25 protein-coding genes are annotated in these 26,348 nt (G+C 57.8%); 7 read left to right on the forward strand and 18 right to left on the reverse strand.

Going from position 1 to position 26,348, the window contains the following annotated elements; translation table 11 throughout:
• Nucleotides 1-7: 7 nt before the first annotated feature.
• From FIU93_RS13985 to FIU93_RS14010, 6 genes are read right to left on the reverse strand one after another with little or no spacing between them, the layout of a single operon-like run.
• Nucleotides 8-1,306 carry a TRAP transporter large permease subunit gene (locus tag FIU93_RS13985; RefSeq protein WP_152505917.1) on the reverse strand — a complete coding sequence of 433 codons (1,299 nt, stop codon included), beginning with the start codon at nucleotides 1,304-1,306 and terminating at the stop codon, nucleotides 8-10.
• Nucleotides 1,296-1,826 (reverse strand): TRAP transporter small permease subunit, encoded by a 531-nt coding sequence (locus tag FIU93_RS13990; protein ID WP_209010364.1) that lies wholly within the window; start codon nucleotides 1,824-1,826, stop codon nucleotides 1,296-1,298. The genes FIU93_RS13985 and FIU93_RS13990 overlap by 11 nt, the downstream gene beginning before the upstream one ends.
• The gene (locus FIU93_RS13995; protein ID WP_152505918.1) at nucleotides 1,826-2,851 is read right to left on the reverse strand and encodes a phosphotransferase family protein; all 1,026 of its coding nucleotides are present in this window, start codon (nucleotides 2,849-2,851) and stop codon (nucleotides 1,826-1,828) included. Before FIU93_RS13995 ends, FIU93_RS13990 begins: the two co-directional genes overlap by 1 nt.
• Nucleotides 2,844-4,418, reverse strand: coding sequence for an AMP-binding protein (locus tag FIU93_RS14000; protein ID WP_152505919.1), 1,575 nt, complete (start codon nucleotides 4,416-4,418; stop codon nucleotides 2,844-2,846). Before FIU93_RS14000 ends, FIU93_RS13995 begins: the two co-directional genes overlap by 8 nt.
• 22 nt (nucleotides 4,419-4,440) lie before the next feature.
• Nucleotides 4,441-5,649 carry an acyl-CoA dehydrogenase family protein gene (locus FIU93_RS14005; protein WP_152505920.1) on the reverse strand — a complete coding sequence of 403 codons (1,209 nt, stop codon included), beginning with the start codon at nucleotides 5,647-5,649 and terminating at the stop codon, nucleotides 4,441-4,443.
• Between the two features lie 10 nt (nucleotides 5,650-5,659).
• Nucleotides 5,660-6,433, reverse strand: coding sequence for an SDR family oxidoreductase (locus FIU93_RS14010; protein WP_286202432.1), 774 nt, complete (start codon nucleotides 6,431-6,433; stop codon nucleotides 5,660-5,662).
• Between the two features lie 164 nt (nucleotides 6,434-6,597).
• Here FIU93_RS14010 and FIU93_RS14015 point away from each other — a divergent pair, with 164 nt between their 5' ends.
• The 4 genes from FIU93_RS14015 to FIU93_RS14030 all read left to right on the forward strand — a co-directional run bounded on the left by FIU93_RS14015 (nucleotide 6,598) and on the right by FIU93_RS14030 (nucleotide 10,935).
• Nucleotides 6,598-7,332, forward strand: coding sequence for a TetR/AcrR family transcriptional regulator (locus FIU93_RS14015; protein ID WP_286202433.1), 735 nt, complete (start codon nucleotides 6,598-6,600; stop codon nucleotides 7,330-7,332).
• A gap of 18 nt (nucleotides 7,333-7,350) precedes the next feature.
• Nucleotides 7,351-8,535 (forward strand): beta-ketothiolase BktB, encoded by a 1,185-nt coding sequence (bktB, locus tag FIU93_RS14020; RefSeq protein WP_152505921.1) that lies wholly within the window; start codon nucleotides 7,351-7,353, stop codon nucleotides 8,533-8,535.
• Between the two features lie 195 nt (nucleotides 8,536-8,730).
• The gene (locus tag FIU93_RS14025) at nucleotides 8,731-9,738 is read left to right on the forward strand and encodes an NAD(P)H-quinone oxidoreductase (protein WP_152505922.1); all 1,008 of its coding nucleotides are present in this window, start codon (nucleotides 8,731-8,733) and stop codon (nucleotides 9,736-9,738) included.
• Between the two features lie 63 nt (nucleotides 9,739-9,801).
• On the forward strand, nucleotides 9,802-10,935 hold the full coding sequence (locus FIU93_RS14030) for a 3-hydroxyacyl-CoA dehydrogenase (protein WP_152505923.1): 1,134 nt from the start codon (nucleotides 9,802-9,804) through the stop codon (nucleotides 10,933-10,935).
• 130 nt (nucleotides 10,936-11,065) lie between these two features.
• Here the strand turns inward: FIU93_RS14030 and FIU93_RS31580 are convergent, their stop codons facing one another.
• The 3 genes from FIU93_RS31580 to FIU93_RS31420 are packed head-to-tail and all read right to left on the reverse strand — an operon-like array spanning nucleotide 11,066 to nucleotide 12,686.
• A complete protein-coding gene (locus FIU93_RS31580; RefSeq protein WP_209010127.1) occupies nucleotides 11,066-11,503 on the reverse strand; it encodes a hypothetical protein in 438 nt (145 codons plus the stop codon).
• Complete coding sequence (locus FIU93_RS14040) at nucleotides 11,500-12,258, reverse strand: helix-turn-helix domain-containing protein (protein WP_152505924.1); 759 nt, start codon at nucleotides 12,256-12,258, stop codon at nucleotides 11,500-11,502. Before FIU93_RS14040 ends, FIU93_RS31580 begins: the two co-directional genes overlap by 4 nt.
• Nucleotides 12,255-12,686: a hypothetical protein gene (locus FIU93_RS31420; RefSeq protein ID WP_173017325.1), complete on the reverse strand. Its 432-nt coding sequence runs from the start codon at nucleotides 12,684-12,686 to the stop codon at nucleotides 12,255-12,257. The genes FIU93_RS14040 and FIU93_RS31420 overlap by 4 nt, the downstream gene beginning before the upstream one ends.
• 277 nt (nucleotides 12,687-12,963) lie before the next feature.
• Here FIU93_RS31420 and FIU93_RS14050 point away from each other — a divergent pair, with 277 nt between their 5' ends.
• The 3 genes from FIU93_RS14050 (at nucleotide 12,964) to FIU93_RS14060 (ending at nucleotide 15,844) form a co-directional block, all read left to right on the forward strand.
• Nucleotides 12,964-13,827 (forward strand): glycosyltransferase, encoded by an 864-nt coding sequence (locus tag FIU93_RS14050; RefSeq protein WP_173017326.1) that lies wholly within the window; start codon nucleotides 12,964-12,966, stop codon nucleotides 13,825-13,827.
• A 62-nt stretch (nucleotides 13,828-13,889) separates the two neighbouring features.
• Nucleotides 13,890-15,017, forward strand: a complete 1,128-nt coding sequence (locus FIU93_RS14055; RefSeq protein ID WP_152505927.1) for a hypothetical protein — start codon at nucleotides 13,890-13,892, stop codon at nucleotides 15,015-15,017.
• A gap of 5 nt (nucleotides 15,018-15,022) precedes the next feature.
• Nucleotides 15,023-15,844 (forward strand): hypothetical protein, encoded by an 822-nt coding sequence (locus tag FIU93_RS14060; protein WP_152505928.1) that lies wholly within the window; start codon nucleotides 15,023-15,025, stop codon nucleotides 15,842-15,844.
• On the opposite strand, the gene FIU93_RS14065 is transcribed toward FIU93_RS14060, so the two are convergent.
• From FIU93_RS14065 to FIU93_RS14105, 9 genes are all read right to left on the reverse strand, one after another.
• Entirely contained in the window at nucleotides 15,835-16,284 is a 450-nt protein-coding gene (locus FIU93_RS14065) for a hypothetical protein (RefSeq protein ID WP_152505929.1), read from the reverse strand. The two genes, FIU93_RS14060 and FIU93_RS14065, sit on opposite strands and share 10 nt — an antisense overlap.
• A 3-nt stretch (nucleotides 16,285-16,287) precedes the next feature.
• Entirely contained in the window at nucleotides 16,288-18,471 is a 2,184-nt protein-coding gene (locus FIU93_RS14070; RefSeq protein ID WP_152505930.1) for a glycosyltransferase, read from the reverse strand.
• 47 nt (nucleotides 18,472-18,518) lie between these two features.
• Nucleotides 18,519-20,495, reverse strand: coding sequence for a caspase family protein (locus tag FIU93_RS14075; RefSeq protein ID WP_173017327.1), 1,977 nt, complete (start codon nucleotides 20,493-20,495; stop codon nucleotides 18,519-18,521).
• 20 nt (nucleotides 20,496-20,515) lie between these two features.
• Nucleotides 20,516-21,109 carry a hypothetical protein gene (locus FIU93_RS14080; RefSeq protein WP_077292291.1) on the reverse strand — a complete coding sequence of 198 codons (594 nt, stop codon included), beginning with the start codon at nucleotides 21,107-21,109 and terminating at the stop codon, nucleotides 20,516-20,518.
• A gap of 593 nt (nucleotides 21,110-21,702) precedes the next feature.
• Entirely contained in the window at nucleotides 21,703-22,866 is a 1,164-nt protein-coding gene (locus FIU93_RS14085; RefSeq protein ID WP_152505932.1) for a M20 aminoacylase family protein, read from the reverse strand.
• On the reverse strand, nucleotides 22,867-23,682 hold the full coding sequence (locus tag FIU93_RS14090) for an ABC transporter permease (protein WP_062487980.1): 816 nt from the start codon (nucleotides 23,680-23,682) through the stop codon (nucleotides 22,867-22,869).
• A gap of 1 nt (nucleotide 23,683) precedes the next feature.
• Complete coding sequence (locus FIU93_RS14095; protein WP_023000374.1) at nucleotides 23,684-24,412, reverse strand: ABC transporter permease; 729 nt, start codon at nucleotides 24,410-24,412, stop codon at nucleotides 23,684-23,686.
• Between the two features lie 80 nt (nucleotides 24,413-24,492).
• On the reverse strand, nucleotides 24,493-25,272 hold the full coding sequence (locus FIU93_RS14100) for a transporter substrate-binding domain-containing protein (RefSeq protein WP_023000375.1): 780 nt from the start codon (nucleotides 25,270-25,272) through the stop codon (nucleotides 24,493-24,495).
• 76 nt (nucleotides 25,273-25,348) lie between these two features.
• On the reverse strand, nucleotides 25,349-26,122 hold the full coding sequence (locus FIU93_RS14105) for an ABC transporter ATP-binding protein (RefSeq protein WP_031269084.1): 774 nt from the start codon (nucleotides 26,120-26,122) through the stop codon (nucleotides 25,349-25,351).
• Between the last annotated feature and the right edge of the window lie 226 nt (nucleotides 26,123-26,348).

The raw sequence follows: 26,348 nt of genomic DNA on the forward strand, positions 1-26,348 counted from the left end.
CGTCCGATCAGCCAGCGCCGGTCACACTGGTGATCAGTTCGGGAAACACGAAGAACGCTGCTCCGGTGAAAAGCATCAGCAACAGAAAGGGGAACACGGCGGTATATATTTTTAGTATTGGCGTGTTGGGGCTGAGTGTTTTCAAGTAGAAAAGGTTGTAACCGAAGGGTGGGGAAATATAGCCAATGCAAAGGTTGAGCTGAAAAAGAACGCAAAACCAGATCGGGTCGTATCCCAGTTGCACGACGATCGGAAAAAATATCGGCAGCACGAGAAGAATGATCCCGACCGGATCCAGAAACATGCCCAGAACAAGTGTCACCACCTGCATGAGCAATATCGTGACCCAGGGCGCGGTTCCCATTGAGCTGAGCATGTTCTGCATGAACGAAATGCCACCACCGCTGCCGTAGATCGAGGTGAAAGCAGACGCTCCGAAAACGATCCAGATGACCATCCCGGTCACCGAGGCGGTGGTGTAGCTGACGTCCTTGACATAGCTCCAGGTGAGTTCCCCGCGCACGGCAACAGCAAGCGTAACCGCCGCGGCCCCAATGGCGGCCGCTTCCGTGGGCGTGGCAATCCCTGCAAAAATCGAAACAAGCACGGCAAGGATAATGAACAACGGCAGGATCACCGACTTGAGCGACGCCAGGCGTTCTTGCAGCGGAGCCCTGGTTTCGATGGTCGGTGCGAGAGATGGGGAAAGTAAGCTTCGAATGGAGACGTAAACTATGAAGACGCTGAGCAGGAACAGGCCCGAGACCATGCCCCCCAGGAAAAGCCGGCCGATCGATTGACCCGTCTGCATCCCGATAAGAATGAGTGTGATCGAAGGTGGGATGAGGATACCGAGGGTTCCGGACGCTCCAATCGTGCCCAGCACGAATTCCCGGTTGTATCCTCTCTTGTCCATGGCGGGGATACCGACCATTCCGGTCGTGATGGTCGATGCGGCGCAGCTCCCGGTCATCGCCGATAGCGTTGCGGCAAAGCCCGACGTCCCCAGGAGCAGCCCGCCAGGCATTCGTCCCGACCACAGATAAAAGGCGTGGTAGAGGTCACCGGCAATTCTGGATTTCGCCAGAGCGACCCCGATGAACGTAAACAGTGGGATCGAAGAGAGCAGGATCGACCACATCCCTCCGAAGGTTGCCGAAACAACCGAATACATGCCGTTCGAGCCATAGATCAGGTAGCCGAAGACAACCGCGGTTCCACCCATGGCGAACGAAAGTGAGACGCCGCTAAGAATGGCGATCAGCACCATTCCGAACATCCCCAGGGTCAAGAATTCAGGCGACATTGTTCGTGGTACTTTCCGTGACGATGTGAGGAGCAATAAGTCTCAGGGCTGCTTTCACGGCCTCAATGACGGCCTGGACTGTGATCAGGAAGCTGCCGGCGAACAGAGCGAGTTTCGGGGGCCACATCGGGTGTCCCAGAACACTGTCGTCCAGTTCGTTGAAGGCCCAGGAATCGTAGAAGAAATTCCAGCCTTCGTAGGTGAGCACCGCCCCCCACAGAAGCAGGAAGGCGAGGTTGATCAGATCCAGGAATGCGTTCCAGCGAACCCTGCCCGGTAGCAGTAGGATGTCTACCCGAACGTGTTCACGTTTGATCAGGGTGTAAGCGCCAACGAGAACGAAGTAAGAGCCGAAAATGCGCTGGGTGTAGCCGTGTGCCCAGGTCGTCGGCTGACTGAAGCCATAGCGCGCGACAACCTCGAAACAAAGGACCGCTATCCCCGCCCAGATCAGAAAACTGACGCACTTGCCGATCGCAATGTTCAGGTCTTCGATCAATTGAAAAAGCTTCTTGAACATCACTGAACCTCCTCGTTGTTGTGTTCGAGGATGGTCAGCGCCCGCTCAGCAAATCTTTCCGCGAGCGGCCCGAGGTGCTCGGCTTCAGCGGCGGCAGCATTGCCAGCTCTTGCTCGGTCGGCGATCCCGACAAAGATGGCAGCGAACCGGAAGAGGGCAAATGCCATATGAAACGGAGCGAGTTCCGATACGGATTTAGCATTTGCCTGATACTCGGCAACGAACTCCTCAACGGAGGGAATGCCAATTTCTGACCAGCTTGTTCCAAGGATGCCGCCGTACTCGTCCGGCGAGGTGTTCCAGGGCATGACGCAAAAGCCGAGGTCGGCAAGAGGATGTCCGAGCGTGGAAAGTTCCCAATCGAGAATTGCTATCACTTTGGGTTCAGTCGGATGGAACATCATGTTCCCGATCCTGAAATCACCGTGACTGATGGAAATCAGTCCGTCGTCTTCGGGACAGGTCTCGCTGACCAGTCTTGAGAGACTGTCCAGAGCCGGAATGCGAGGGCCGGTCGTTTCGTCATACTGTCGTGACCATCGCGATATCTGCCGGCGGAAATAGTTGCCAGGCCGCCCAAAGTCCTCCAGACCGATCTCGGCCGGTCTGACAGCATGAAGACGGGCGAGGGTTCTGGCGGTGTCGAGATACATTTCACGGCGATGTTCGCGGCTTACCCCCGGAAGGGTGCAATCGGAAAACACGCGACCGTCTACCCAGTCCATGACGTAGAAAGGCCTGCCCAGGACGCCGGGATCGTCTTCGAGCCAGAGCGCATTTGGAACCGGCACGCCGGTATTCCCGAGCGCTTTCATCACGCGGAATTCCCGTTCCACCGCATGCGCACCGGGAAGGACCGGTCCAGCCGGTTTTATCCTCAGAACGAGCCTTCGGGAGCCCCATTGCAGACTGTAGGTCGGGTTCGACTGACCACCCGAAATCTGCTCGACGTGGAGAACGCCTTCGCCTGGTATTTTTTCCGCAAGCCAGTTTTCGAGGGCATTCAGATTCAGACCGTTATTCACTTGCCATCTCCTTGACCCTGTCACGCAGGGCAAATTTCTGGATTTTCCCGGTCGCCGTTTTGGGCAGTGTCCCGAACACGAACTTTCTTGGCCGCTTGAAGCCGGCGAGACGGGAACGGCAAAACTCCTCGAGCGATTTGGGATCCGGCGTTCGTCCGTTCTTTGCTTCAACAAATGCCCATGCGGTCTCACCCCACTTGGGATCGGGGGCGGCAACGACTGCGGCAATCAATATGTCCGGGTGCTGGTGCAGGATGGTTTCGACTTCGAGACTGGAGAAGTTCTCACCACCCGAAATGATGATGTCCTTCGCTCGGTCCTGTATCTCGAGGGCGCGGTCCGGATGGACAACCGCGAGATCACCGGTTCGGAAATAACCGTCCTTGAGCACAGCTTCGGTCGCGTCCGGATCGCGGAAATATCCCGCCATCAATGTGTTGCCGCGCACAGCCACTTCGCCAATGGTGACCCCGTCACAGGGAACGTCGGTGCCAAGCTCGTCGACAACGCGGACCTGACCAGTCGTCTCGTGGCGAAAACCCTGACGCGCCAGGATTTTGGATCTTTCGGCCAGGGCGAGATCCGGATCAAATATCGGATCGTTCATCGTGACCGGACCGTATGTCTCGGTGAGGCCATACAGATGAACGAGGTTAAACCCGAGTTTTTCCAATCCGGAAAGCAGGGTAGGGGTCGGCGCGGCACCTCCAGTTCCCACTCTCACGCGTCCCGGAGCCGGTTCTTTCATGTGATCCAGCAGCATGTACAGGACGACCGGAGCACAACTCATGTCAGTAACCTGTTCACACGCGATCGTGTCGACGATGAGTTGAGGGTCAACCTTGTCGAGGCAAACGTGTACGCCTCCCGCGGCCGTGACGGCCCATGTGTGCGTCCAGCCATTGCAATGGAACATCGGAAGTGTCCAAAGGTACCGCGTCTGGCTGGTAAATCCTGCCGCTATCACATTTCCCAGCGCATTCAGGTAAGCGCCGCGGTGGGTATAAACGACCCCCTTCGGGTTGCCCGTCGTGCCTGAAGTGTAGTTGAGCGAAATCGGCCCTGTTTCTTCGCCAACCTCGAGCCGCGTATCCTGCTCATCGAATTGACCGTAGAAGAAGTCCAGCCCGGTTCCGTCGCCAGGGGCATCGCATAAACGGAATACAGGTATGGAACTGTCCGAGAGCTGTCCGACAGTCGTCCCGTCTGCGATCATGAGACGGCTGCCCGCATGTTCGAGAATGTAGGAAATCTCGGCAGCGTTGAGGCGGGTGTTGACAGTATTCAGAACCGCGCCAATCCCCGGCACGGCGAAGTGCGCTGCCAGCATTTCGGGACGATTGTTCAAGATCACCGAGACGACATCGCCCGGCCGCACACCCTGCTTCTTCAACCAGGAAGCCATCCGGAACACCAGGTTTCCGAAGTCTCGATAGTTCCAGCGCAAGTCCCTCCAGACGAGCGCCGGTTGGTCGCTGTGAATTTCGAGGGCTCGCCTCAAAAAACTCAATGGTGTCAGCGGCACAAAGTTCGCAGAACAAGCTGCGAGATACGGTTCGCCAAACATTTTGTCCCTCCCGAAAATGTCCTCAGTCTTCGCTCATCGGCCACGACCAGAACGACGGGCCGCTTTCAGCCTGCAAGCGATTGAGAACCATCTGGTGGACTTCATCCGCACCATCGACGAGCCTTGCTTGGCGCGCGTAGCGGTAAATCCATTCAAGGACCGTGTCCGTGGAATAGCCGCGTGCTCCATTGATCTGGATTGCGGTGTCGGCGGCCTTGTGAAGGAGGTTGGCGACGTGAATTTTCGCCATGGAGACTTCTTTTTTTGCAAAGTCACCCTGATCGAGCGTCCATGCGGCCTTCATGACAAGCAAACGACCGATCTCGATACCCATGGCAAGATCCCCCAATTTGATCTGGGTGCTCTCCCGGTTCGCCAGCCGAATTCCAAAGCCTTCCCGTTCACAGGCGTATGTCCGGGCGATTTCGGTGCATCGCTTCGCAAGACCCAGCCAGCGCATGCAATGCGTGAGCCTTGCAGGGCCGAGGCGCATCTGCGTGATTTTCAGGCCCTTGCCTTCGCCAAGAAGCACACGATCCGCGGGGAGAACCATGTCTTCGTAGACGATTTCGCAGTGTCCACCGTGTTCCTCCGGGCCCATGATCGGAATTCGGCGTTCTATCCGCCAGCCGGGCTCGTCGCGATGGTGAAGAAAGGCGGTCAGACCATGCCGCGGGTCGTCAGATGTGCGTGCGATCGTAATGAAATGAGAAGCATTTTCTGCGCCGGTAATGAACCATTTCCTGCCTCGCAGGACATAGGTGTCTCCACGCTTTTCCGCTGTCGTCAACATCATCTTGGGATCTGAACCTGCGCCAGGATGCGGTTCCGTCATGGCGAAGGAAGAGCGCACCTTGCCTTCGACAATCGGCTTCAGCCAACGTTCCTTTTGCGCGTCTGTCCCGGCTTGCTCCAGGACCATCATGTTTCCGTCGTCCGGTGCAGCGGAGTTGAAAACGACAGGACCGAAGATCGACCGGTTCATTTCTTCGTAGCAAACCGCCATCCCGACCTTGTCCAGGCCTTGGCCCCCGGTTTCCTTTTGCAGCTGCAGGCACCAAAGTCCCTCGGCTCGGGCTTTTTCCTGCAAGGTGAAAAGAGCGGTATGGCCGATGTTGCCATGGCAATCCCATGCGTTCCGGTCGAGTTCTACCGGAAATATTTCCTGCTCCACGAACCGCGCAATTCGCGAACGATAGTCTGCGACGCGAGCTGAAATTCGAAAGTCCATTTGACCTCACCTACAAAGAAGAAACGAGATGTCCGCCGTCGACGACGATGTCGGCGCCAGTCATGAAGCGGCCGTAATCGGACAAAAGAAGAAGAAGCGGTCCGTCGAGGTCTCCGGGGCGGCCGAGGCGACGCTGCGGAATACGCCTGACCAGTGCCTGTCCTGGCTCAGAGGCAAAGAAGTCACTGTTCAGGTCCGTTTCGATGTAGCCGGGGCTCAGCGAATTGACGCGAATTCCGTGTCGCGCCAATTCAAGTGCCAATGCGCGTGTGAGCTGAATGACCGCACCTTTTGAGGCAGCATATGCAGCAACATTGCCGGCAACCCGCGAGCCGAGGATGGAAGCGACGTTCACGATGACGCCACTCCGGCCGTTGGCTTTCATTTCGGCGGCGGCGGTCCGGGCAACGTGAAAGACGCCTTTCAGGTTGGTGTCTATGACGCGATCGAGCGTGTCTGGGTCATGGTCAAGAGCCGGGGCGGAATTCGAGACCCCGGCATTGTTGACGACCAAATCGAATATTTGTCCCGACATTGCCTGCGTGACGGACGTTGACGAGGCGACGTCCATCTCGAGCGGCGTGATCGACGCGCCTTTCTCCGTGAGGTCGGCACATAAGCTTTCCAGGCGGTCCAGGCGACGTGCAGCCACCACAACCTGAACGCCTTGAGCGGCCAGCAAAGCGGCGAAATGAGCCCCTAGTCCAGAAGAGGCGCCGGTCACCAGCGCTTTCTTGCCTGCCAGCCCGGGCCAGGTCTCTCGTTTTCCCAATTCCGTGTTCAAGTGCCCTATTCTCCTATCGAGCGCTCGTTCATTTTCTATCTTTCGAATTCCAACTTGTCAATCGAGCGCTCGCTCGATATATAGATTTGGATCGAACGCTCGTTTTATGCGATTTTTGGTGTGCGCAATCGCATTAACGCCAACGAATTCATGCTGGAGGCATCGTGCCAGTTACAAGTAGACGCTCACCTGATGATCTTTGCCGGTCGATGCTTGAGAGGAATGCCGACGTCATTTCCGTTCAAAAGCCGGATGTTGCACTCAAGAAACTCAAGCTCATCATTTTGGCGGCTCTCAAACTTTCGAACCGCAAAGGCTTTCAGGCAATGTCCCTGCGAGATCTGTCGAAAGAAGCTGGCGTCTCGATGGGTGGTCTCTATGCCTATTTCGATAGCAAGACGACGCTACTGAACATGGTTCTGACCGAGGTTACGAGCTCCGTTCAAACGGTTCTTGGAAATCCGCCGGCAGAAGTGACCGCAGATCCGATCGAACATCTGAAATGGCTTATCGAAGCTCATATCCGGCTGACCGATGACATGCTTCCCTGGTTCAGTTTTGCCTTCATGGAGGCCAAGAACTTTCCGGCAAAAGAGCGCGAGATGGCCGTTGATAGCGAGGAATTGACGGAAAAGTTCTTCGCCGATGTGACTGAGCGTGCGAAGGCCGAAGGAAGGTTCCGAACCGGTGTTACGCCTCTTTTGCCGACATTGATCAAGCCGCTTCTGCAGGACTGGTACGTGAAACGGGCAAAATACAGACGGCGCGGTGTCACGGTCGACGAATATGTCAGGACTGTTCAGAACATCGTTCTGTCGGCCTGTCTTCCAATTGATCAGATTTCTGATCTTACACACACCGACCCAACGGGGGCTGACGCTTCAGGTTCGGCGGGCTAACTCAAACAGGTACTGGTAATGGCTAACAACGCAGTAATCGTCTCTGGCGTAAGAACCGCCATCGGAACCTTCTCAGGTTCGCTTTCCGGGATGTCTCCCACCGATCTCGGTGCCGCCGTGGCATCTGAAGCGATTAGGCGTGCAGGTATTGCCGCGTCGGAAGTCGAGCAAACAGTGTTCGGAAACGTCATCCATACGCAGCCTCAAGACATGTACCTGAGCCGGGTCGTTGCAATGAACGCGGGCGTACCTGACAGCTCCCCGGCCCTTACTCTCAATCGGCTCTGCGGCTCCGGGCTTCAGGCCGTCGTTTCCGCAACAGAACAGATCCTACTCGGTAATGCCGAAGTCGCGCTCGCAGGCGGGGCGGAGAACATGAGCCGGGTGGGGCATCTTCTGACGCAGTCGAGGGCGGGCCAGAAGATGGGTGATGTCGTCGCCACGGACATGATGATCGGAGCGCTGACCGACCCGTTTGGAAACGGCCACATGGGTGTAACCGCAGAAAACATTGCCAAAAAACTCGGTATTGACCGGATCTCGCAGGACACGTTCGCAAGAGACTCTCATCACAAGGCCGCTGCAGCGATTTCCGAAGGCCGGTTCAAGGAACAGATCCTCCCTATGACGGTGAGATCCGGACGGACCGAGAAGACCTTCGAAGTTGACGAGCACGTTCGCGAAAACGTTACCATGGAGGACCTCGCTCGCCTTCGCCCGGCTTTCAAGCCGGACGGCACGGTGACGGCTGGCAACGCGAGCGGGATCAATGACGGTGCGGCCGCACTTGTTTTGATGAATGAAGATGCCGCTCAATCCAGGAATGCCCAGCCGATGGCCAGGATCGTGGCCTACGGACTTGGAGGAGTGGATCCGGCTTTCATGGGGCTCGGACCGATCTCCGCGACAAAGCAGGCCCTGAAACGGGCGGGATTGACGGTCGGCGATCTGGATGTGATCGAATCCAACGAAGCCTTTGCTGCCCAGGCATGCGCTGTTTCATCGGAACTCGGATTGGCATCGGAAAAAGTCAATCCGAACGGTGGGGCGATCGCTCTGGGTCATCCGGTCGGAGCGTCGGGCGCGATCATCCTGGTCAAGCTGCTTTACGAACTGAAACGTATTGGCGGCAGATACGGGCTCGCTACGATGTGCATCGGCGGCGGCCAAGGCATATCCCTCATTGTCGAGAATGCTCGCTAGACTGAAAGTTTCCCGGCTGGAGTAACGCGGCGCAGGTCGCGGGAAAACCATTTCTCACTGAGGTTCTGTGCGGAACCGCTTCTGACGCGGTTTTCCGGCCGGTCTCTTGCGCCTTGCAATCCGGGCTTGAACGCGCCGTCGCCTCCATCTCCCGGCGACGGTAGAAAATCTTCAACATTAAAATCGGAAACAAACATGACCATTACATCGCAAGACCTCATGAAATGTGTCGAGATCAAAACTCCGGGAGCGCCTTCGGTTCTGACAACGGCTTTCAGGGAACGGCCAGTTCCCGGTCCGGGTCAGGTGGTTATCAAGGTGATGGCTTCCGGTGTGAACTACCCCGATGTCTTGCAGCGCCAGGGACGCTACAACGTGCCGCCCGGTGCAAGCGATCTTCCTGGGCTCGAAGTCGCGGGCTATGTCCATGAAATCGGCGAAGGTGTTGACGGTTTCAACGCAGGCGATGCGGTATGTGCACTCACGCCGGGAGGCGGGTACGCCGAGTATTGCCTCGCACCCGTGGAGCAATGTCTGCCTCTGCCGGAAAACGTCTCGATGACCGAGGCTGCGACATTGCCCGAGGTCTATTTCACGCTCTGGTTCAACCTCGCAATGCAGGGCAACCTGCTGAGCGCCCGGAGCCTGCTGGTGCACGGCGGCAGCGGCGGGATCGGAAGTGCGGCAATACAGCTCGCCTCGAGCCTGGGTCTCGACGTCTATACGACAGCTGCGGACGGTCCGGCTTGCGAGTTCTGTGCCGGTCTCGGTGCGAAAAGGGCCATCAACTATCTGGAAGAGGACTTTGTCGCGGTCATCAGAGGGGAGACGGAAGGCCGCGGTGTCGACCTGGTTCTCGACATGGTCGGTGGAGACTATATCCAAAGGAACATGGAGTGCCTTGGCCAGAAGGGTCGGCTCGTCAATCTGTACTATCTGAAGGGCAGCAAGGTCGAAGTCGACATGATGCCGGTGCTGGTGAAAAACCTGACGCTGACAGGCTCCTTGCTGCGCCCCCAGCCTCTTTCCGTCAAAGCCGAAATTGCTGCCGGTCTCACGGACGTGGTGTGGCCACTCTTTCAATCCGGGAAAATTCGCCCGGTCGTGAACAAGATCTTTTCATTGGATAGGGCGTCTGATGCGCACACCTACATCGAGTCTGGCCAGCATTTCGGGAAAATTGTTCTGCAAGCGGATCTCTAGTCATCATTTTTCTATCGAGCGCTCGTTTTTACAGCGTGATCAGGAAATTCGGGAGATACTCATATGAAAATAGAAACGATTGCAATCGTCGGTGCCGGCACCATGGGCGGTGGTATCGCGATTACCTGCTTGATGGCAGGCCTCAGGACGACCGTCGTCGATTTGAGCGAGGAAAATCTGCGCGCGCTGTCGATCAGAATGGACAGGCATTTTTCCAGATTGGTCGACAAGGAAAAGATGACTGCTGATGAGGCACGTGATGCTAGATCATGCCTTTCACTGACGAGGGCTCTCTCCGATGTTGCTCGGAGCGACCTGATCATCGAAGCGGTTTTTGAAGATCTGAGCCTGAAGCGGAAAATATTCTCGCAGCTCGCAGGGGAGTTGCCTCCCAGGTCCATGGTTGCCACGAACACCAGCACACTGCGGCTTGCTGACCTTGCCGATGCGCTTCCCGACCCATCAAGATTTCTGGGGCTGCACTATTTCAGTCCGGCGGAGCATAATCCTCTAGTCGAATTGATTTCCGGTGACCAGACTAAGCCCGAGGTCCTCAGCGCTGCGCAAGAGTTCTTGAAAAGGACAGGCAAAACTCAAATTCTCTGCTCGGATTCAACCGGTTTTGCGATCAACCGCTTTTTCTGTCCCTATACCAACGAAGCCGCTCGATTACTGGTCGAGGGTGTCGCGACAACCGGGCAGATAGATGACATAGCGCAGCGGGCCTTTGACCTCGCACTCGGCCCCTTCGCTGTGATGAACATCGTCAAACCAAGAATAAGTCTGAACGCTGTCGAAAACCTGGCGGCACTCGGCCCGTTCTATGAGCCAGCTCAACCCCTGCAAAAAGTAGGCTCTACCGAGGGCAGCTGGAATATCGAAGACCACGTGCAGCCCGTTCATTCGAGCGTTGAGGATATTGTCGTCAATCGGCTCCAAGCAGCGCTTTTTTTCCCGATTCTTGAAGCTCTGGGTGAAGGCGTAGCCCAGGTCGAGGCTTTCGACCTTGGTGCACGTCTGGCCCTGCGCTTCGGCAAATTGCCGATCGCTACGATGAGAGAAATAGGTCGCGACGCAGTAGAACTGGTTTTGGAGCCGCTTCTTCAAACGTATCGCGCATCAATGCCCAAGGCCGGCCTGAATCGTGTTTTTGAGCATGACTCAGGGAACGGCCAACAAGAACTCGTCTTGGCCTGATGAGGGGGCACGGGGGCGCAGCATGCGAGTTTGGGCCGAAAGCTACATCCTCACAGTTTACCGGGAAAGTCTGCTTGGAAACTTTCGCGCACAAAACCTGTCAGTACGGTTCCGGCCCCATTCCGGTCATTCACAAAAGTCGCAACGGTTCAAAATTTTTATCGTAAAGCAAACGATCCGTTTCGAAGAAACGTCTAGCCTTCAGCGATCTCGTGGGAAAACGTTGCCGATTTTGAGATAGGCACTGCATCGCTCGTCCACTGGTCCACTGAAAGTCTCCAGCGTACTGAAGTTCAACCAGCAACACACTGAAAATCTTCAGTGCGCTGATGGACTGGTCGAATAACGTTTCGAACTCGCGCAACAGATCCGAGACGGAGAATTTGTCCGCGGCGGCGCGACGCTTGAGATTTCTCTTTTCCTCCGTCGTACAGCGCATAACAATCGTCTCGGCGAGGCGGGCCGTTTGCGGTCCGGAGGGGTTCGAAGGGGAGGCCTGCCGCCCCTCGCAAGGTCCTGTGTCGTATGACACGGGTCGCCTTGCTCTTGTCAGATCCGCCGCAGTCATGCTGCTTGCCTGTAGGCTGCTTGCGAGGCCGTTTGGTGCGCGATTGCTGGCAGTCTGTTCAAGAAATAGGACAGGCAGTCCTGCTCTTTGTCCGAGCCATCTTCCGGTGGCCATCGTCCTGGAAGCTGGTATCCGGACGAGCCGTTGACGCTGGTTGTGAGATTGAACCGCGCCAGGTCGGGCAGGGTCTTTTCGGCTAGCCAGGCGTTCCATTCATCGACCTGCTGAGTCTGGATCGTCGGCAGGATGACGACGGGAATGGAGCGGCGGGAAGCGGCCTTCGCGTGCGCCTCACGCGTGTTAGGTTTTTTATTTTTTTCTTTCTCTAAGTTTGGTGGACAGATTTGACCGCCTTCGCCGGACACTTCTGACCGTCTTTCGGGACAGATCTGTCCGCTTTCAGATGAGGCAAGGGGGACAGATTTGTCCGTCTTTTCTCGAAGCTCAGAGGCCTTTAGGATCGAGGCGTCGGTAGGGCAATACTCCGTGTTGTGCCCGACGCCATTCCCGCGTTGAACGCTGAGCCATCCACCGACTTCGAGATCCCGGATGGCGCGTTGGATGGATTTGACACTCTTGCCGGTTGCTTCGGCAATGGTCTTGTAGGACGGCCACGCCTTCTCGGTGTGGCCGTTCACATGTGCGGTCACGATATAGAATGCAACGCACTTCGCATTGTCGTTGATATTGGCATCACAGCTCAGCAGACGCAGCCACTGAAGCTTCACTTCCCGGAATGGACGGCGCTCGGTCATGCGTGCCTCCAGAGACCCGCCTGAGCAGCAATTTGGGGTAAGGCAGCGCGGCAAAGCGGTGGGACAATGGCTTTTGTAAACCATTGAATTCCTTCAGGTAGGTGTTTTGTCCCACCCTTCGCTAAGCTATTGATTTTCTTCAGTTTGGCTAGGCCCTCCGGGCCCACCATTTTTCTTTTCTCCCACTCGCATTTGCCGGCCAAAGAAAGCTGGTCCTCTTCTGCTGATGTGCGGTCCCGAATTTGCTCAAACACCGGCGTCTGCCTGGCGCTGTTGCGGCATTGGGGAGGACCGGCAGTTCGCCGTTCTCGATCACTGGAGCGGCGCTGGACCGGGATGTGGCGCTTGTCGATGCGGGGCTGAATTTCGGTGTGACTGACAACCTCAATATCACTGCCGACTACACCGGCTCCTTCGGTGAGCGCCAACAGGACCACACTTTTGCTGCGAAACTCAGGGCAAGGTTCCAAGGAGGCAGGCATGGGTTTATGCGGTCTTGTCGATCCCGTTAGAAATGGCTGACGGGAACGAAAGATGCCCCGCGATGCTGGACGAGGCCATATTAGGCGCTTAGCTTTAATCGGACGGCCTGAGGGAGCCCCACGGGGGCCACATCGTCGATCAAGTCAGCCACGTGCTGCAACGATGAACGGATGTGTACACACTCGACGGGCTTCATGATCGGGCATGAACGGGAACGTGAGTTTGGCTTCCTACACGCAGGCAACAGGGCATTTCGAGAACGGCGAATTTGCAAAGGCGCAGCATGCCGTTTCCGCCTGCCTGCAGGAGATCTACGCGAATATTCATCGCTTCGTCCTGACAGAAAACCTTCAAAACATATATGGCACGAAGGTTTCGGTGATTGTCGTTTCCCATCGGAGCGGCCTTGAGGTCTGCGAGGTTGGCCGGGGTATCGAAGATTTCATCCGCCGTCCGGACGTTGAATTGATTTTCGTCGGCAATGGGCCCGGAGCCACTGAGGGGGCATCCGGCCCGTATGCCGACAAGGCGCGGCTATTCGGCTTGCCGGAGAATATCGGCTGTTCGGCGGCGCGAAACGTCGGTGCCTACGTGGCGCGGGGGAGCTGCCTTCTGTTTCTGGACGATGATGCATCGACGGGCGTTGCAGATCTTGATCTGCTTGCCGGCACCTGTATCGAGCGCGGGGCCATGGCCGTGCGCGGACGCATTGCGCCGAAGTCCGGTGCCGGATTGACGGGCAACCACTACAATCTCGGTGACAGTCTGAAACCGGCACCGCCGACAACGGAGGGGTTTTCCGCCTGGCAGGCGTCAGCCTTCGAAACATACGGCGGATTTGATCCGCTTCTGGCGGGGCACGAAGGCATGGATCTTTGTTGCCGGATGCTGGGCGAGACGGATGCGAAGCAGTTCCTGTATCAGCCCGGCGCAGTGATGCGTCACGACTATGCCGGAGACGACCGGCAGCGGTTGCAGAAGGTGGAGAAGCTTCAGCTTTCTGACAGGTATCTTGCGTTCAAGGGGATAGACAAGGACCGGGTTGCCGCCGCCTTCAAGGAGGTTGAGAAGGCGGATGCTGTCTGACACGTCAACGAATCCGCCATTCGCACGCGGGAACGCGATCAAGACCTTTCAGGGCAAACTGCATGGATAGGCCTGACGACACCTGGCTGAGCCAGCGCTTCTGTTCCAATCCGTTCGAGCGGATCGAAACCCAGCCGAACCAGGACGTTCACTTCTGTCCCGCAGCCTGGCAACCGGCTGCAATCGGCAGTCTGTCTGACGATCCTGAAACCGCCTGGAACTCGCCCAAGGCCCAGGAAATACGGCGATCGATCCTTGCGGGTGACTTCTCGCATTGCTCCCATCTTGAATGCCCGCGTATCACTGGGGGTGATCTTCCAGCGCGCGAGGAGATCCTGTCGGAAAAAGACCCGTCTCCTGCGGTGGCCTACTATCGGGAGATCATCAAGACTGGCAGGACCCGGCTGGACAAGCCTCCAGCGTGCGCCAGCCTCGGTCACGACCTCAGCAGCAACACGGCCTGTTCTTCGCGAGGGACAAAACCGGTTCAACTGAAAAAATACGATGCCGACCGGCTCGACTGGATCTTCAACGAACCGTACGCGCGCTTTCTGTCCAAAGCTGACCGAATAACCATCGGCCGTGAAGGCGAACCTTTTGCCAGCCGGCATTTCCTGAACTTTCTGAAGACCTATTGCACGGAGATAGAGCCGAGAAAGGCGCTGGACCTCCACACCAATGGCCTGCTGCTGACGGAAGCTGTCTGGAACCGGCTCGATCTTTGGGGGCATGTCGGCAGCGTTCATGTGTCCGTCGATGCCGCGACACCGGAAACCTATAATGAACTGCGGCCAGGCAGGCAGTTGGTTCAGCTCATGCCCAATCTGTCATTTCTCGGCCATTTGCGCAGGCTGAAAGCCATAGACACCTTCCAAATGAAGTTTGTCGTCCGGCAAGAAAACTACACAGAGATGCCGGACTTTGTCCGTCTTGCGCGCCGGGTCGGGGCAACAGGTGTTTTGTTCCAACGGGTTCGCGATCAGCAAGTTCGGGAGGAAGGTGAATGTCCTTCGGTCGACATTGCGGACCCTCGCCATTCTGATCATGAAGCGTTGCAGTTGATCCTCGAAGACCCGGTTCTGAACGCGCAGGACGTCGAATTGGTTGATCTGAAACCTGCCCCACGGCACAGGGACGTTTCCGGGGCAGCGTGCTCAGGCGCAACGCCTGATCAGGTTCGGCAAGGCTGAAGTCCATGGTGCATCATCTCATCCTGCTTTCATCGGGAAGAAGCGGCACGCATCTGCACCAGGCCATGATGCGGAACGGACTTGAAAAGGCTGTCGTTCTTGGCGAGCTATTCAACCCGTCGTCCCCGTATGGTCTTGAAGCCCAGACGCCGGATTTCATCGCAATGCTGGAAGAAGAAAGCGGCATTGAGGTCGACCCGGGCAAGGCGAGAGCGCTGGCCAACTTTTTCAGGGACGATCCGGTCTTCATGCTGAGTGCCCTCGCCAGAGTTTGCGACCGCCTTGGGCATGACTATCTGTGCTATTCGATACTGCCGAAGCAATTGGCCGGCAGGTCGATCGAAGACATTCTGTTCCGGTTTGACTGCTCCTGCACCTTTCTCACAAGGCAGAGGTTTGCCAGATATGTCTCTCTCGTAAAGGCGCGGCAGCTCGGGGCCTGGAAGTGGGTCGATACGACGTCCCTGAAACCGGAAATAACGATGGAAGGGTTTCTGGAAGATGCCAGAGCCACTGACGACTGGTTTCAGTTCCTGTCGGAAAAGGCGCTGACTGCGGGGCTGGACGTTCGCCATCTTTCCTATGGCGCTGATCTCAACCAACCGGCCCGGACCGCCTTTTACAGCCTGCAGCGGAAGTATGAGGGCATCTGCGAACTGTCCGCCTTCGATTTCAGCCTGATCCCGGATTTCAAGCAGGAACGGGAGGCCGATCCTTTCCGGTCGATTGGCAACGGCGAGCACATGCGGGACGCTCTTCATCAAGCCTCCTTGCTCGATTATGCCTTTGCCGAGCCCGCCGTCTTTTCAGCGGATGGTTATGTCTGATCCCCTTTCGGCAGCGATTGAACATAGCCTTCCGGCGAAGTGCCGATGGTGAACTCGAAATCCGGCGACCAGCTCTCCCGGATGCGGGCTATCCGGCGTTCGAGATAGAGGTCCCAGTTGGCCGAGGCACCATAACGGGGAAGATCCGAAGACATCGGCAGGGTTTCGAAAAAGAGGCCTCTGCTTCTAAGTGCGGAGAAGTACCTGGGCGGGCACACGACGACGATCGTTTCAAACTCCGCGAGCTTCTCCAACTGGCTTTTCAGCGCGTTGGACAGGTGATCGTCTGCCTCATCGAGCGCCCAGACAAGCGCGACTGTTCCTTGTCTGCGGTGTTCCGACAAAAGGGCGGCGCTGTGCTTGGTGTTGGTTTCAAGTTTCCGGATGCTGCCGAGGGCAACCCGTAGTCCGATCTTGCGAAGGCTGCGTTTGAAAGACACGGTTCAACGCTCCTCCAGAGGATTTGCGGGAAGCTGAGCGACCGCCTGCAACAGATGCGCAGTCTGCTGCGCACCGTTCCACCAGCCGGACTTTCTGAGGCACGACCGAGCCAGCGATTGGCGGAAATCGGGATCGAGCATCTGCACAAGCTGCTCTCCGATTGCGTATGGATCCTCGGCAGGTGAGGTGAGGTTCCACCCTGCGCGCGCGCCATATTCTGCGCGGGCCTCCTGCACATCCATGATCGGGTTGCTGTTCGGAATGAAAATTGACGGCAGCGCGGCTGCAATGTTTTCGTGAAAGGTATTGTATCCGGCCGCGCAGACGGCAAAGTCGAAGGCTTTCAGATACTGCCCGAGCGGATAGACCTTCCGCATCACCAGGCGCTCATGGAAATCCGCGTGCTCCTCGAAATGAAGCGGGGATCTGACGTCGACCGCGATCACCTGCGGGTGCCTGTCCAGAAACTCCAGCAGACGTGCCCGGGGAAGGGACATGTCGAAATTTGCTTCCGAGCCAAGTTGCACGAGACAAAGGATCGCGTCGTCCGGCAGGTTCAGCGCCCGCCTTGCGGTGGTTCTGTCAAAGAGCTGATCTCTTGGTGTCATCAAAACCGGATCGACCCGTGTGACGCTGTTCGGGTTGGGGCGTGAATAGCCTTCGTCCAGAGGCGCGCAGAGTTCCCCGGGTTCGATGATTGCGTCGAAAAAGCCTTCCCGGGAGATGCTGTTGGGCTGGGGCGTGCGCCAGAGGCCGCGCCGGATCCAGACGCTGGTGGCGCGGCCGTAGCTTTCAACCGCGTCCACGAAACCTGCGTACGGCAAGTTGCCGTCAAACAGTGTGAGGCAAGGCTTGTAGTGGCTGAGCGCCTCGCGCATTTCCTGAAAGAAATAGCTGTTCCAGGCTTTGAAATCCAATTCCAGTCTCTGCCGGAAAGGCCGGAATTCGGCTAGGTATCCCATGGATCTTGCAATTTCGATTGCTTCGGAAAGCGAGAAGAAAACGACATTCGCACGCGGGCCGATCGCCCTGGCGATGGCAAGCTGCCGGGAGAGATGACCGAGGCCGACGCCGTTGGAAGTGATCGTAAGGACGACCGGGGCAGGGGCGGGGCTGCGTGTTTTCGGGGCGGGCAGGGCGGCGACGGAGGGTTCGGCGATTTTTTCGAATTTCGCGGTGAACTGGTCCAGGCCAAACCGCTCCTCCACAAATGTACGTGCCTTTCGGGAGGTCGTTTCATAGAGCTGAGGATCCGTACGAAGCTGGTCATAGACCAATGGTGCTTCGTCCGGCTCGGCATAAAGGCAGGCATCGGAAAAACTGGTTTCCATATAGCGTGGAACGACACAGGGCAGTCCGGTGGCAAGGGCTTCGAGTACACAATATCCGAACGCCTCGATCAGCGCTTTGGAATGGAAATAGCTGTAGATGTCGAGCCCTTGAAGAAATCCGGAAATCGGTCCCTTCGAGAACGGCAGAACCTGCCAGTTGGATGGCAGCTCCTCGAACTGGTCCACGAAGCTCTGCGGCACGCCCATCATGTGGAAGGCAAAGTCAGTGGATTGCGGATAGCAGGTCGTGGCAACCGATAGAGACGGCCATTTGTCGGCGCTGGGGCGACTGTGGCGGCCGATGACCAGAGGGGATTTCGGTTCCCGGGATTGTTTCTCCGGATAGTTGGCCAGATCGATCAGATTGGCCCAGCTACCCTGGTGAACGGCGTGGGACAGGCCGTTCATCAAAAGGTCTTCGCGCACGATCTCGCTCACCGGCAGGAGTTTGAGCGAGTGTCCATACCAGTCGGAGATGAGCGCCGACCAGTGATCTGCCGGAAAGGCACGTTGTCCGTCCCGGTTTCGTATCGTCTGGTGCACGACAAGGTAACAGACATCCGCATCGAAACGGGTTCGGCATTGCACCCGTTTGTCCAGCAAGGTCGGGTGATACAAAAGCGCGACCCTGGACCGCGGTCTTTCGTTCTGCGGAACAATGACGGTGCCGGTAGCCCTGATCTCGGCGAGCACGGATGCGTTCAAGGTCCGGTTTCGGGAAAAAAAGGGGGAACACAGCGGTATGATACCGGCTTTCAGCCCGGCTTGCTTGCAGGCGCGAAGATCATATTTGAGCGATGTGGACGTCCCGCCGGGAAAGCGCAGGTCGGCCAGGTAAAGGACGTCAAATTCCATGTGCCGGTCGGCCCCCCAGGAAATCCATCAATCGATCTTGCCGGAAATCACGATGGGGAGCCACCATAGAGCCGCCAGGACTCCAGTCCGCGGTTGAACAGAGGGCCAGGAACACCATCCAGCGTGCCCTCGTAGTATCCGGCAGACTGCAATCTGGTCTGGATCTCAAGGATGGTATCGCGCGACCAGCTGCGGGCGTCGGAGGAAATCTTCGCAAGTGTTTCGCCGCTGTCCACCGTCAATGCGGACAGCAACAGTTCCGATGCCTTTTGTGGTGATTTGTCGGTGTGGAATCCTTCGTCGTAAATCGCAGCGGCGGCAAGGGCGCCTTCCGCGTATCCCTGCTGCGCGGCCAGTTCGAAATAGGCCGCTGCGTCTTCGGGGGTCTTGTAAATGCCTTCCTTGGCAAAGACGCCCAGATTGTAGGTCGCTCTGGCGGCGCCTTCCGAGGAGGCATATTCCAGAAGGGTAATTGCACGCGGAACGTCGCGCGCGCCACCTGTGCCGTTATAGAGGGAAACTGCAAGGTTGATGGCCCCATCGGCGCTGCCGTTGGCATAGGCGCGTTCGAACAATTCGCGGGCTTTCAGCAGGTCCTTGGGCAGCCCCTGGCCGAGTTCGTAGAGGAGGCCAAGGCTGACGAGTGCCCTTGTGTCGCCTGCAGCTGCTGCCTGCTGATAGAGATCGACGGCAATCTTGGTATCGCCGGCGGCTGCCCGTGCCCGCGCAAGCAGGGCCTTGTAGTGCGGCACATCCGGATAGTCCTTGACGGCCTGCTCGCAGGAATGAATGGCCGCCCCGGAGTTCTTTGCCAGAAGGTTGAGAGAGACGCCCCGGTAGATGACGGTTGAATCGTTCGGGTGTGTGGCGAACCGCCTGCACAGTTCGGATTGCGTCAGATTGTTCGGATTGTCGGGCATCATCTGGGTGACAAGCGTTTTGGCCTGCTCCAGATACTGCCCGTCCGGAAATCGCTCGATGTAATATTGCAGCAGGGCCCGGTTGCGGGAGGCCAGGGCGTTGGACCAAATTTCCTCTTCCAGACTTGCGAGGCCGACCGATGGCGTCGGCAGGACGCCGTTCGTGTCCTTCAGCGCTCTTTCGAGGATCGTTTGCGCTTCATCGACAAACCTGCCTTCCGGATAGCGCTGCAGGTACAGCTGGATCAGCCTTGGATCTTCCTGCTGCACCGACAGCTTCCACAGGCCCGCTTCCAGGTCTCCATCCGACTCCGGGCCCGGCTTGAAATAGAAATCGGGTTTGACCGAGAACTGCACGTAAGGCACCTGGGCGCCACCGGTTTCCTTGCGTACGTTCTGGTTCACGTCTGCCAGCACGGACAGGACCTCGCGGCCGGAGGAGTGCATGTAGGACAGGAGCGCCGTCGCGTAGGGACTGTTGTCACCCGCGCCATCATAGGCAACCTTGCCCGGTTGTGTGGCGTAGCCGATCAGAAACCCGCTGACATCCGGCGGTGGTGCCAGGCCCACTTCCAGGCTCTTGATGCGATCCTGAAACGGGTTGTTCTGGCAGGCGTCCAGGAAGACCATCTTGAAGGCGCTGCTGCGCCCGACAAGCTTGAGCAGCTCATCGAAATGAATGCTGTCGCTGACAAGCGTATCGATGTCACTGATCCGTGAATCAACCGGAATGAGATAGTTCTTGCCCGCCAGTTGAACGCCATGCCCGGCGTAATAGACCAGCACGACGTTCGCGTTGCGCTGGATGGTTGCCTGGGAGAACTCTTCGGCCTTCTTCAAGAAGTCCTCCTGCGTTGCATCCAGGATCAAGGTGACGTCGAAGCGAAGGGTCTGCAGGGTTGCAGCGATACTCTCCGCATCATTACGCGCATTGGGGAGTTTCTCGCCATTGTAGTTGGAATTGCCGACGATCAGCGCCATACGCGTGTCGGGTACAAGTTGCTGGGCTCGTGAGGTTTCAGGTAAGGAAACCGAGACAACGAGTATCAGACCTGACAGAAGCAGGACCTTCTCGAGAAGTTGCCGGACCAAATGCAATTTCATGGTTTGGAACCGCATTCCGCTCAAATTGAAATCATGGACGCCAGATTGACTTCGACCGCCGCGATGGTCTCGGTCAGGACAGCTCGCTGTTGCTGCTGCAGGTTCGTGATCACAGTGTCCTGGGACCGGACGATCTGAATGCGCTGAACCTTGCTGATGCCTTCGCGGACCGCTTCAAGAGCTGCTTCGCCACTTTCGGCCTGCTCGACTTTGACGACCATTTCGCGAACAATCGGCAGGGCCGACTGTGCAACGGCGCTTCCGTTTTCCGCTTCGCGCGCCAGCCGATTTTCCAGATCCTGCAGAACTTCGGTAATGCATCGAACGGGTTCGATACCGCGCAAAACCTTCTGCTTGCAGCGTTCACAGGCGTTGTTGACCCGAACACGGTTGTTCAGGAACCGCTCGAGAATGGCTCGTTCCCGGGCCACGGTTGTCGGTTCTCCATCGCCTTTCGGAATCAAGAAAAACGGTCTGACCGCTTCCTTGCCGGAGCCTGCCTTGACGCTTGGGGATTCGCTTTCGTAAGCGGCGATGGTGATCGGCTTGCCGTTTGGATTTTCCAGCTTGCTGCCTGCGGCTGACGGGTCAAATGACTCATCAAAGGGCAGCATCGTGCTCCTTGAAAAAATCTGCTGTGCGTTCGAAAGCTGCCAGGACGTATTCTTGACAGGATCGTTCAGGGCCTGCGTGCCAGCCTTGGCCGAACTTGTCGCGCCTGTTAGCCAGGCCACCAAAATTGACGCAATAAATGATAGGAAACCGAGCATCTTACGCTTGGTAATCTCTGCCATACTTCACCGAATTTTTAAAACTGACTTAGCGTTCTATGACACTTTCATCAGATAATTGATAAAATTTGCATTGTCGGCGACACACTACATCCTATCAAGTGCAGAGGTTTAGTGAAGCAAAAATTCGCGCCACCGCCTGCCTTGCGATCGGGCTTCCCGCCCAATGGGGCTACTGTGAGAGCTTTAAAGCCGTGGTGACGCGACGTGTGTGCGTTTGAATTTCGCAGGTGAAGCGTATTGCTCCGGCCGAGACGGGTTTCCTATCGCGAAACAACGGGATAGGGGCAGGCCAGGTGACCTGCCCGCTATTTTCGGAATTTTCGTCCGGTGGCAATATGAAGGCGTCTGGCCGGTGAAATTTCACCAGACGCTCCGTTTGCAGGCGGGTTCAAATTGTGGTGATTGCCCCTGCTTTACCTGCTCGACAGGAAATCTTCCGCCAGCTCCACCCAGAAACTCGTGCCGATAGGCAGTATGTCGTCATTGAAGTCGTACTTGGGGTGATGCAGGGGCGGGTCGCGATCGGTTCTGGCAGTGCCGAGCATGAAGTAGCAGCCGGGCCGTTCTTCCAGGAAATAGGCAAAGTCCTCGCTGCCCATGAACGGACGGGTAAGGTCTGTGACTTTTTCCTCGCCGGCAAAGCGCCTGGCAAGGTCACGCAGGTAGCCGGTCTCGGCCGTGTGGTTGATCATCGGCGGATAACCGCGCTCATAATCGACCTCGGCCCGCATGCCGTAGCTGGCGGCCTGTCCTTCGGCGATCATGCGGATACGCCGTTCCAGCTCGTCGCGCACATCCGGTTCCAAAGCTCGAACGGTCAGGCTCATTTCCGCCCGCTCGGGGATCACGTTGCTGGCGATACCGCTGTTGAAGGCACCGACCGTGATCACGGCGGACTGCAGCGGGTGGATGTTGCGCGCGGCGATGGTCTGCAGTGCCATGATGATGCTGGCGCCGCACACGATCGGGTCGGATGCCGCCTGCGGTTCTGCGCCGTGGCCTCCGTGGCCGACAACGGTAATCTTGCACTCGTCGGCAGCCGCCATCATCGGGCCGTCCCGGAAGGCAAATTGGCCGAAGGGCAGGCTCGGGTCATTGTGAAGGCCGAATACGGCATCGCACGGGAACCGCTCGAAAAGCCCGTCGTCCATCATCAGCCTTGCGCCGCCGAAGTTTTCTTCCGCCGGCTGGAAGATCAGATGCACCGTTCCGTCGAACTGCCTGCGTTCCGAGAGAATTTTCGCGGCGCCGAGCAGCATGGCCGTGTGGCCGTCATGGCCGCAGGCGTGCATGACGCCGGGATGGGTGCTGGCATAGTCCGCCCCGGTTTCCTCCAGGATCGGCAGGGCGTCGAAATCCGCACGAATGCCGATGCTTCTCGAAGACGTGCCATTGCGCAGGGTTGCGACAATGCCGGTTTTTGCCAGGCCACGCGTAACCTCGTAGCCCATCGCAGCCAGTTCATTGGCGACGTAGTCCGAGGTCTTGAATTCCGACAGGCCGATCTCGGGGATCGTGTGCAGATGGCGCCTTGTGGCGACGATTTCGGGAAGGAAGTTGGACGACTGAACGGTCATTTACGCACCACGGCTGGGGATACGGTTTTCCAGGAAGCGGAACAGCAATACCAGAATCCCGGTGAGACACATATAGATCAGTGCAAGCAGCAGCAGAGGCTCATATGTGAGATATGTATCCTGCCGAACTCTTGAAATGATCGCATAGACATCGACCACCGTGATGGTCGCGACAAGCGGTGTCGATTTCAGCTGCAGCACGGTTTCGCCGCTCAAGGTCGGCAAGGCACGGTAGATGGCGCGCGGTAGCCAGATGCGGCGGAACATGGTGAAGCGGCCCATGCCAAAGGCACGCGCGGCTTCCAGTTCGCCCCTTGGCACACCGGCAAACGCTCCGCGCATCACTTCCCCCTCATAGGCGGCAAATGACAGCATCAAGGCCGTGAAGCCATACGGCCAGGCCTGGCGCAGATAGGGCCAGAACATCGACTGCCGGATTTCCGGATACTGCGCGAACACCGAGCCGAGGCCGTAGTAGAGCAGCCAGAGTTGCAGAAGCAGCGGTGTGCCGCGGATCAATGTGCAGAAACCACGGGCCAGCCAGGCGAGCGGTCTTGGTCCGGTGACCTGGACAAGGCCCAGGCCTATGGCAAGGAGAAAGCCGACGGCTGCCGTCGAAAACAGCAGAAACAATGTTTCCCAGATGCCGTGGAGGAGCTTCCATTGGTATTTCGGCAACCAGTCCCACCGCAGGAACCAGATCGCGCAGAAGACGATGCCTGCGAAGACGGCAAGCAGGAAGATCCTGTGCGGTTCCAGGAGCCGGCGTGGCGGCGGCGGAACATAGGCGGGCATTGTGATCTTGGTTTCGCTCATCTCACACAGGCCCCGCAATGCCGCGCCTTGCGCGTTTTTCGATATGGGCGATGACGCGGTTCGAGACCAGCGTCAGCGTGAGATACATCACGCCTGCGGCGCAATAGAACAGCATGTAGGCCTTGGTGCTGCCGGCTGCCTGGCGGGTCACAAGCGTCAGTTCCGAGAAGCCGACCACGGCCAGAAGGGCAGTATCCTTGGTGGCGATGAGCCAGAGATTTGAAAGACCCGGAATGGCATAGGGCAGCATGGCCGGCAAGGTGATGCGGCGCAGTGTCTTGAAGGGCGACATGCCGTAGGCACGGGCTGCCTCTATCTGTCCGGGCGGTACTGCCTTGATGGCACCACGCAGGACTTCGGTCGAGTAAGCGCCCTGGACGACGCCGATGACGAAGATGCCGGCGGCTAGGCCGCTGATGTCGACCCTTGGCAGACCGACCAGCATCAGCAGCGAATTCACCGCGTCTGTTCCGGCGTAATAAAGCAACAGGATGAGGACAAGCTCGGGAACGGCTCGGATGACGGTGGTGTAGACCTCAAGCAGGTCGCGCAGGATCGGGCCACCGTAAAGCTTTCCGAAGGCGCCGCCGATACCGATCAGCAGACCCAGGCCAAAACCGCCGACGGCGAGCTGCAGCGAGGCTGCGAAGCCGGCGAGTAGAACTCCGCCCCAGCCCGGTGGCGACAGGGCGAGCAGATCGAGATTGAGAAATCCGGAAGGGGCAGCCATCGGCAGCGGTCAACCTTGCTTTGAAAGTGTCCGCCCGCGCCCGAGGGCGCGGGACGGTTTCCTAAGGGTGATCCGGCCGCTTAGCCGCCGTAGATGTCGAAGTCGAACCAGTTCTTGGAGAACGTTTCATAGGTCCCGTTCTCGCGGATCGCCTTGATTGCGGCGTTGACCTTGTCCTTCAGTTCCGTGTCGCCCTTGCGCAGGCCGACGCCAACGCCGGCACCGAGGATCGCCGGATCGTCCTGGACGTTGCCCTTCAGTTCGCAGCAGGCACCCGCATCGGACTTCAGGAAGGCGTCGAGCGCGATGGCGTCTGCCTGGACGGCGTCGAGGCGGCCAGCGGCGAGATCCTGGTTGGCTTCATCTTGGGTCTGGTACTGCTTGATCTCGGCAGCGCCTTCGCCGAAATACTTCTCGGCATAGTCGGCATGAATGGTCGAAACCTGAACGCCGATGATCTTGCCGGACAGGCCTTCCGGAGTCGCGTCGAAATCGTCACCCTTGGCACCGATGATGCCGGTCGGAGTGTTGTAGTACTTGTCGGAGAAATCGATGGTCTTCAGGCGCTCTTCGGTGATGGACATGGAGCCGATGATCATGTCGATCTTGCCGGATGTCAGGGCCGGGATGATGCCGTCCCAGGCAACTGGCGTGACGACGCAGTCGAGTTTGGCTTCCGCGCAGATCGCGTCCATGAATTCGATTTCCCAACCGATCCACTTGCCGCTGGAATCGGGAGAGGTGAACGGCGGGTAGGGCTCGGCTGCGACGCCGACCTTTACTTCCTCAGCCATGGCGCCGGTGAACGCGGTGGTGGCCAGTGCGGCGGCTGCGAATGCTGTCTTCAGAATATGTTTCATGCTGTTCCCCTGTTTTTTAGACTTCTCATGCCGGACCTTCCGGCAGGACCTCCCCGCGAAACGTCTGCGGGAGGGTCTAGTTGATCGAGCTGATGAATTTCTTCAGCCGCTCCGATTTCGGGTCACCGAACACCTGGTCCGGCGGTCCCTGTTCCTCAATGATGCCGTTGTGCAGAAAGATGACGTGACTGGCGACTTCCCGCGCGAATTTCATCTCGTGGGTAACCAGGATCATTGTCCGCTGTTCACGGGCCAGATCGCCGATGACGCCCAGGACCTCTCCGACCAGTTCCGGATCGAGAGCGGATGTCGGCTCGTCGAACAACATGGCGAGCGGCTGGACGGCAAGGGCGCGGGCGATGGCTGCACGCTGCTGCTGACCACCGGACAGGAAGGCCGGATAGGCATCCTGCTTCTCGTGCAGTCCGACACGGCGCAGCAAGGTTTCGGCGATGCCGACGGCCTCGTCGCGTTTCATGCCCAGAACGTGGATAGGCACTTCAATCACATTTTGAAGCACTGTCATGTGCTGCCACAGATTGAAGCTCTGGAAAACCATCGCAAGCTGGCTGCGAATGCGCTCGATCTGCCTGCGGTTGGCAGGGCGCAGGCCATGGTGGCCGTCGTTTTTCAGGTCGATTGTCTCACCATGGATGGTGACCGACCCGGCGCTGGGCATCTCAAGCATGTTGATGCAGCGCAGAAAGGTTGATTTGCCGGAGCCCGATCCGCCGATGATCGCAATCACGTCGCCCTGCCGGGCCGTGAGCGAGACACCCTTGAGCACCTCAAGAGCTCCGAAACGTTTAAAGAGGTCGCATACCTCGATGGCTGGCGCCGCTGGTTCCATCCTACCGCCATTGCCCGGCCTGAGCCGGTGCACTGTTGTTTCTGTTCCCCGCTGACCTCGTCTTTTTTGCCGGTGCGGCGTCAGCTCTCCGCCCGGTAAGTGTTTTCAGCTTTGCACTTGTCTCGTAATTATTCAACCGTATAATAACGAAAAAATCGATGCCGGTGCGTCAGGCGACCGGAGATCATGGCGGAGGACACAAGAATGGCGCGGGAGGCGAAAGCGA

Source organism: Labrenzia sp. THAF35, assembly GCF_009363595.1.
Taxonomy (GTDB): Bacteria; Pseudomonadota; Alphaproteobacteria; order Rhizobiales; family Stappiaceae; genus Roseibium; species Roseibium algicola.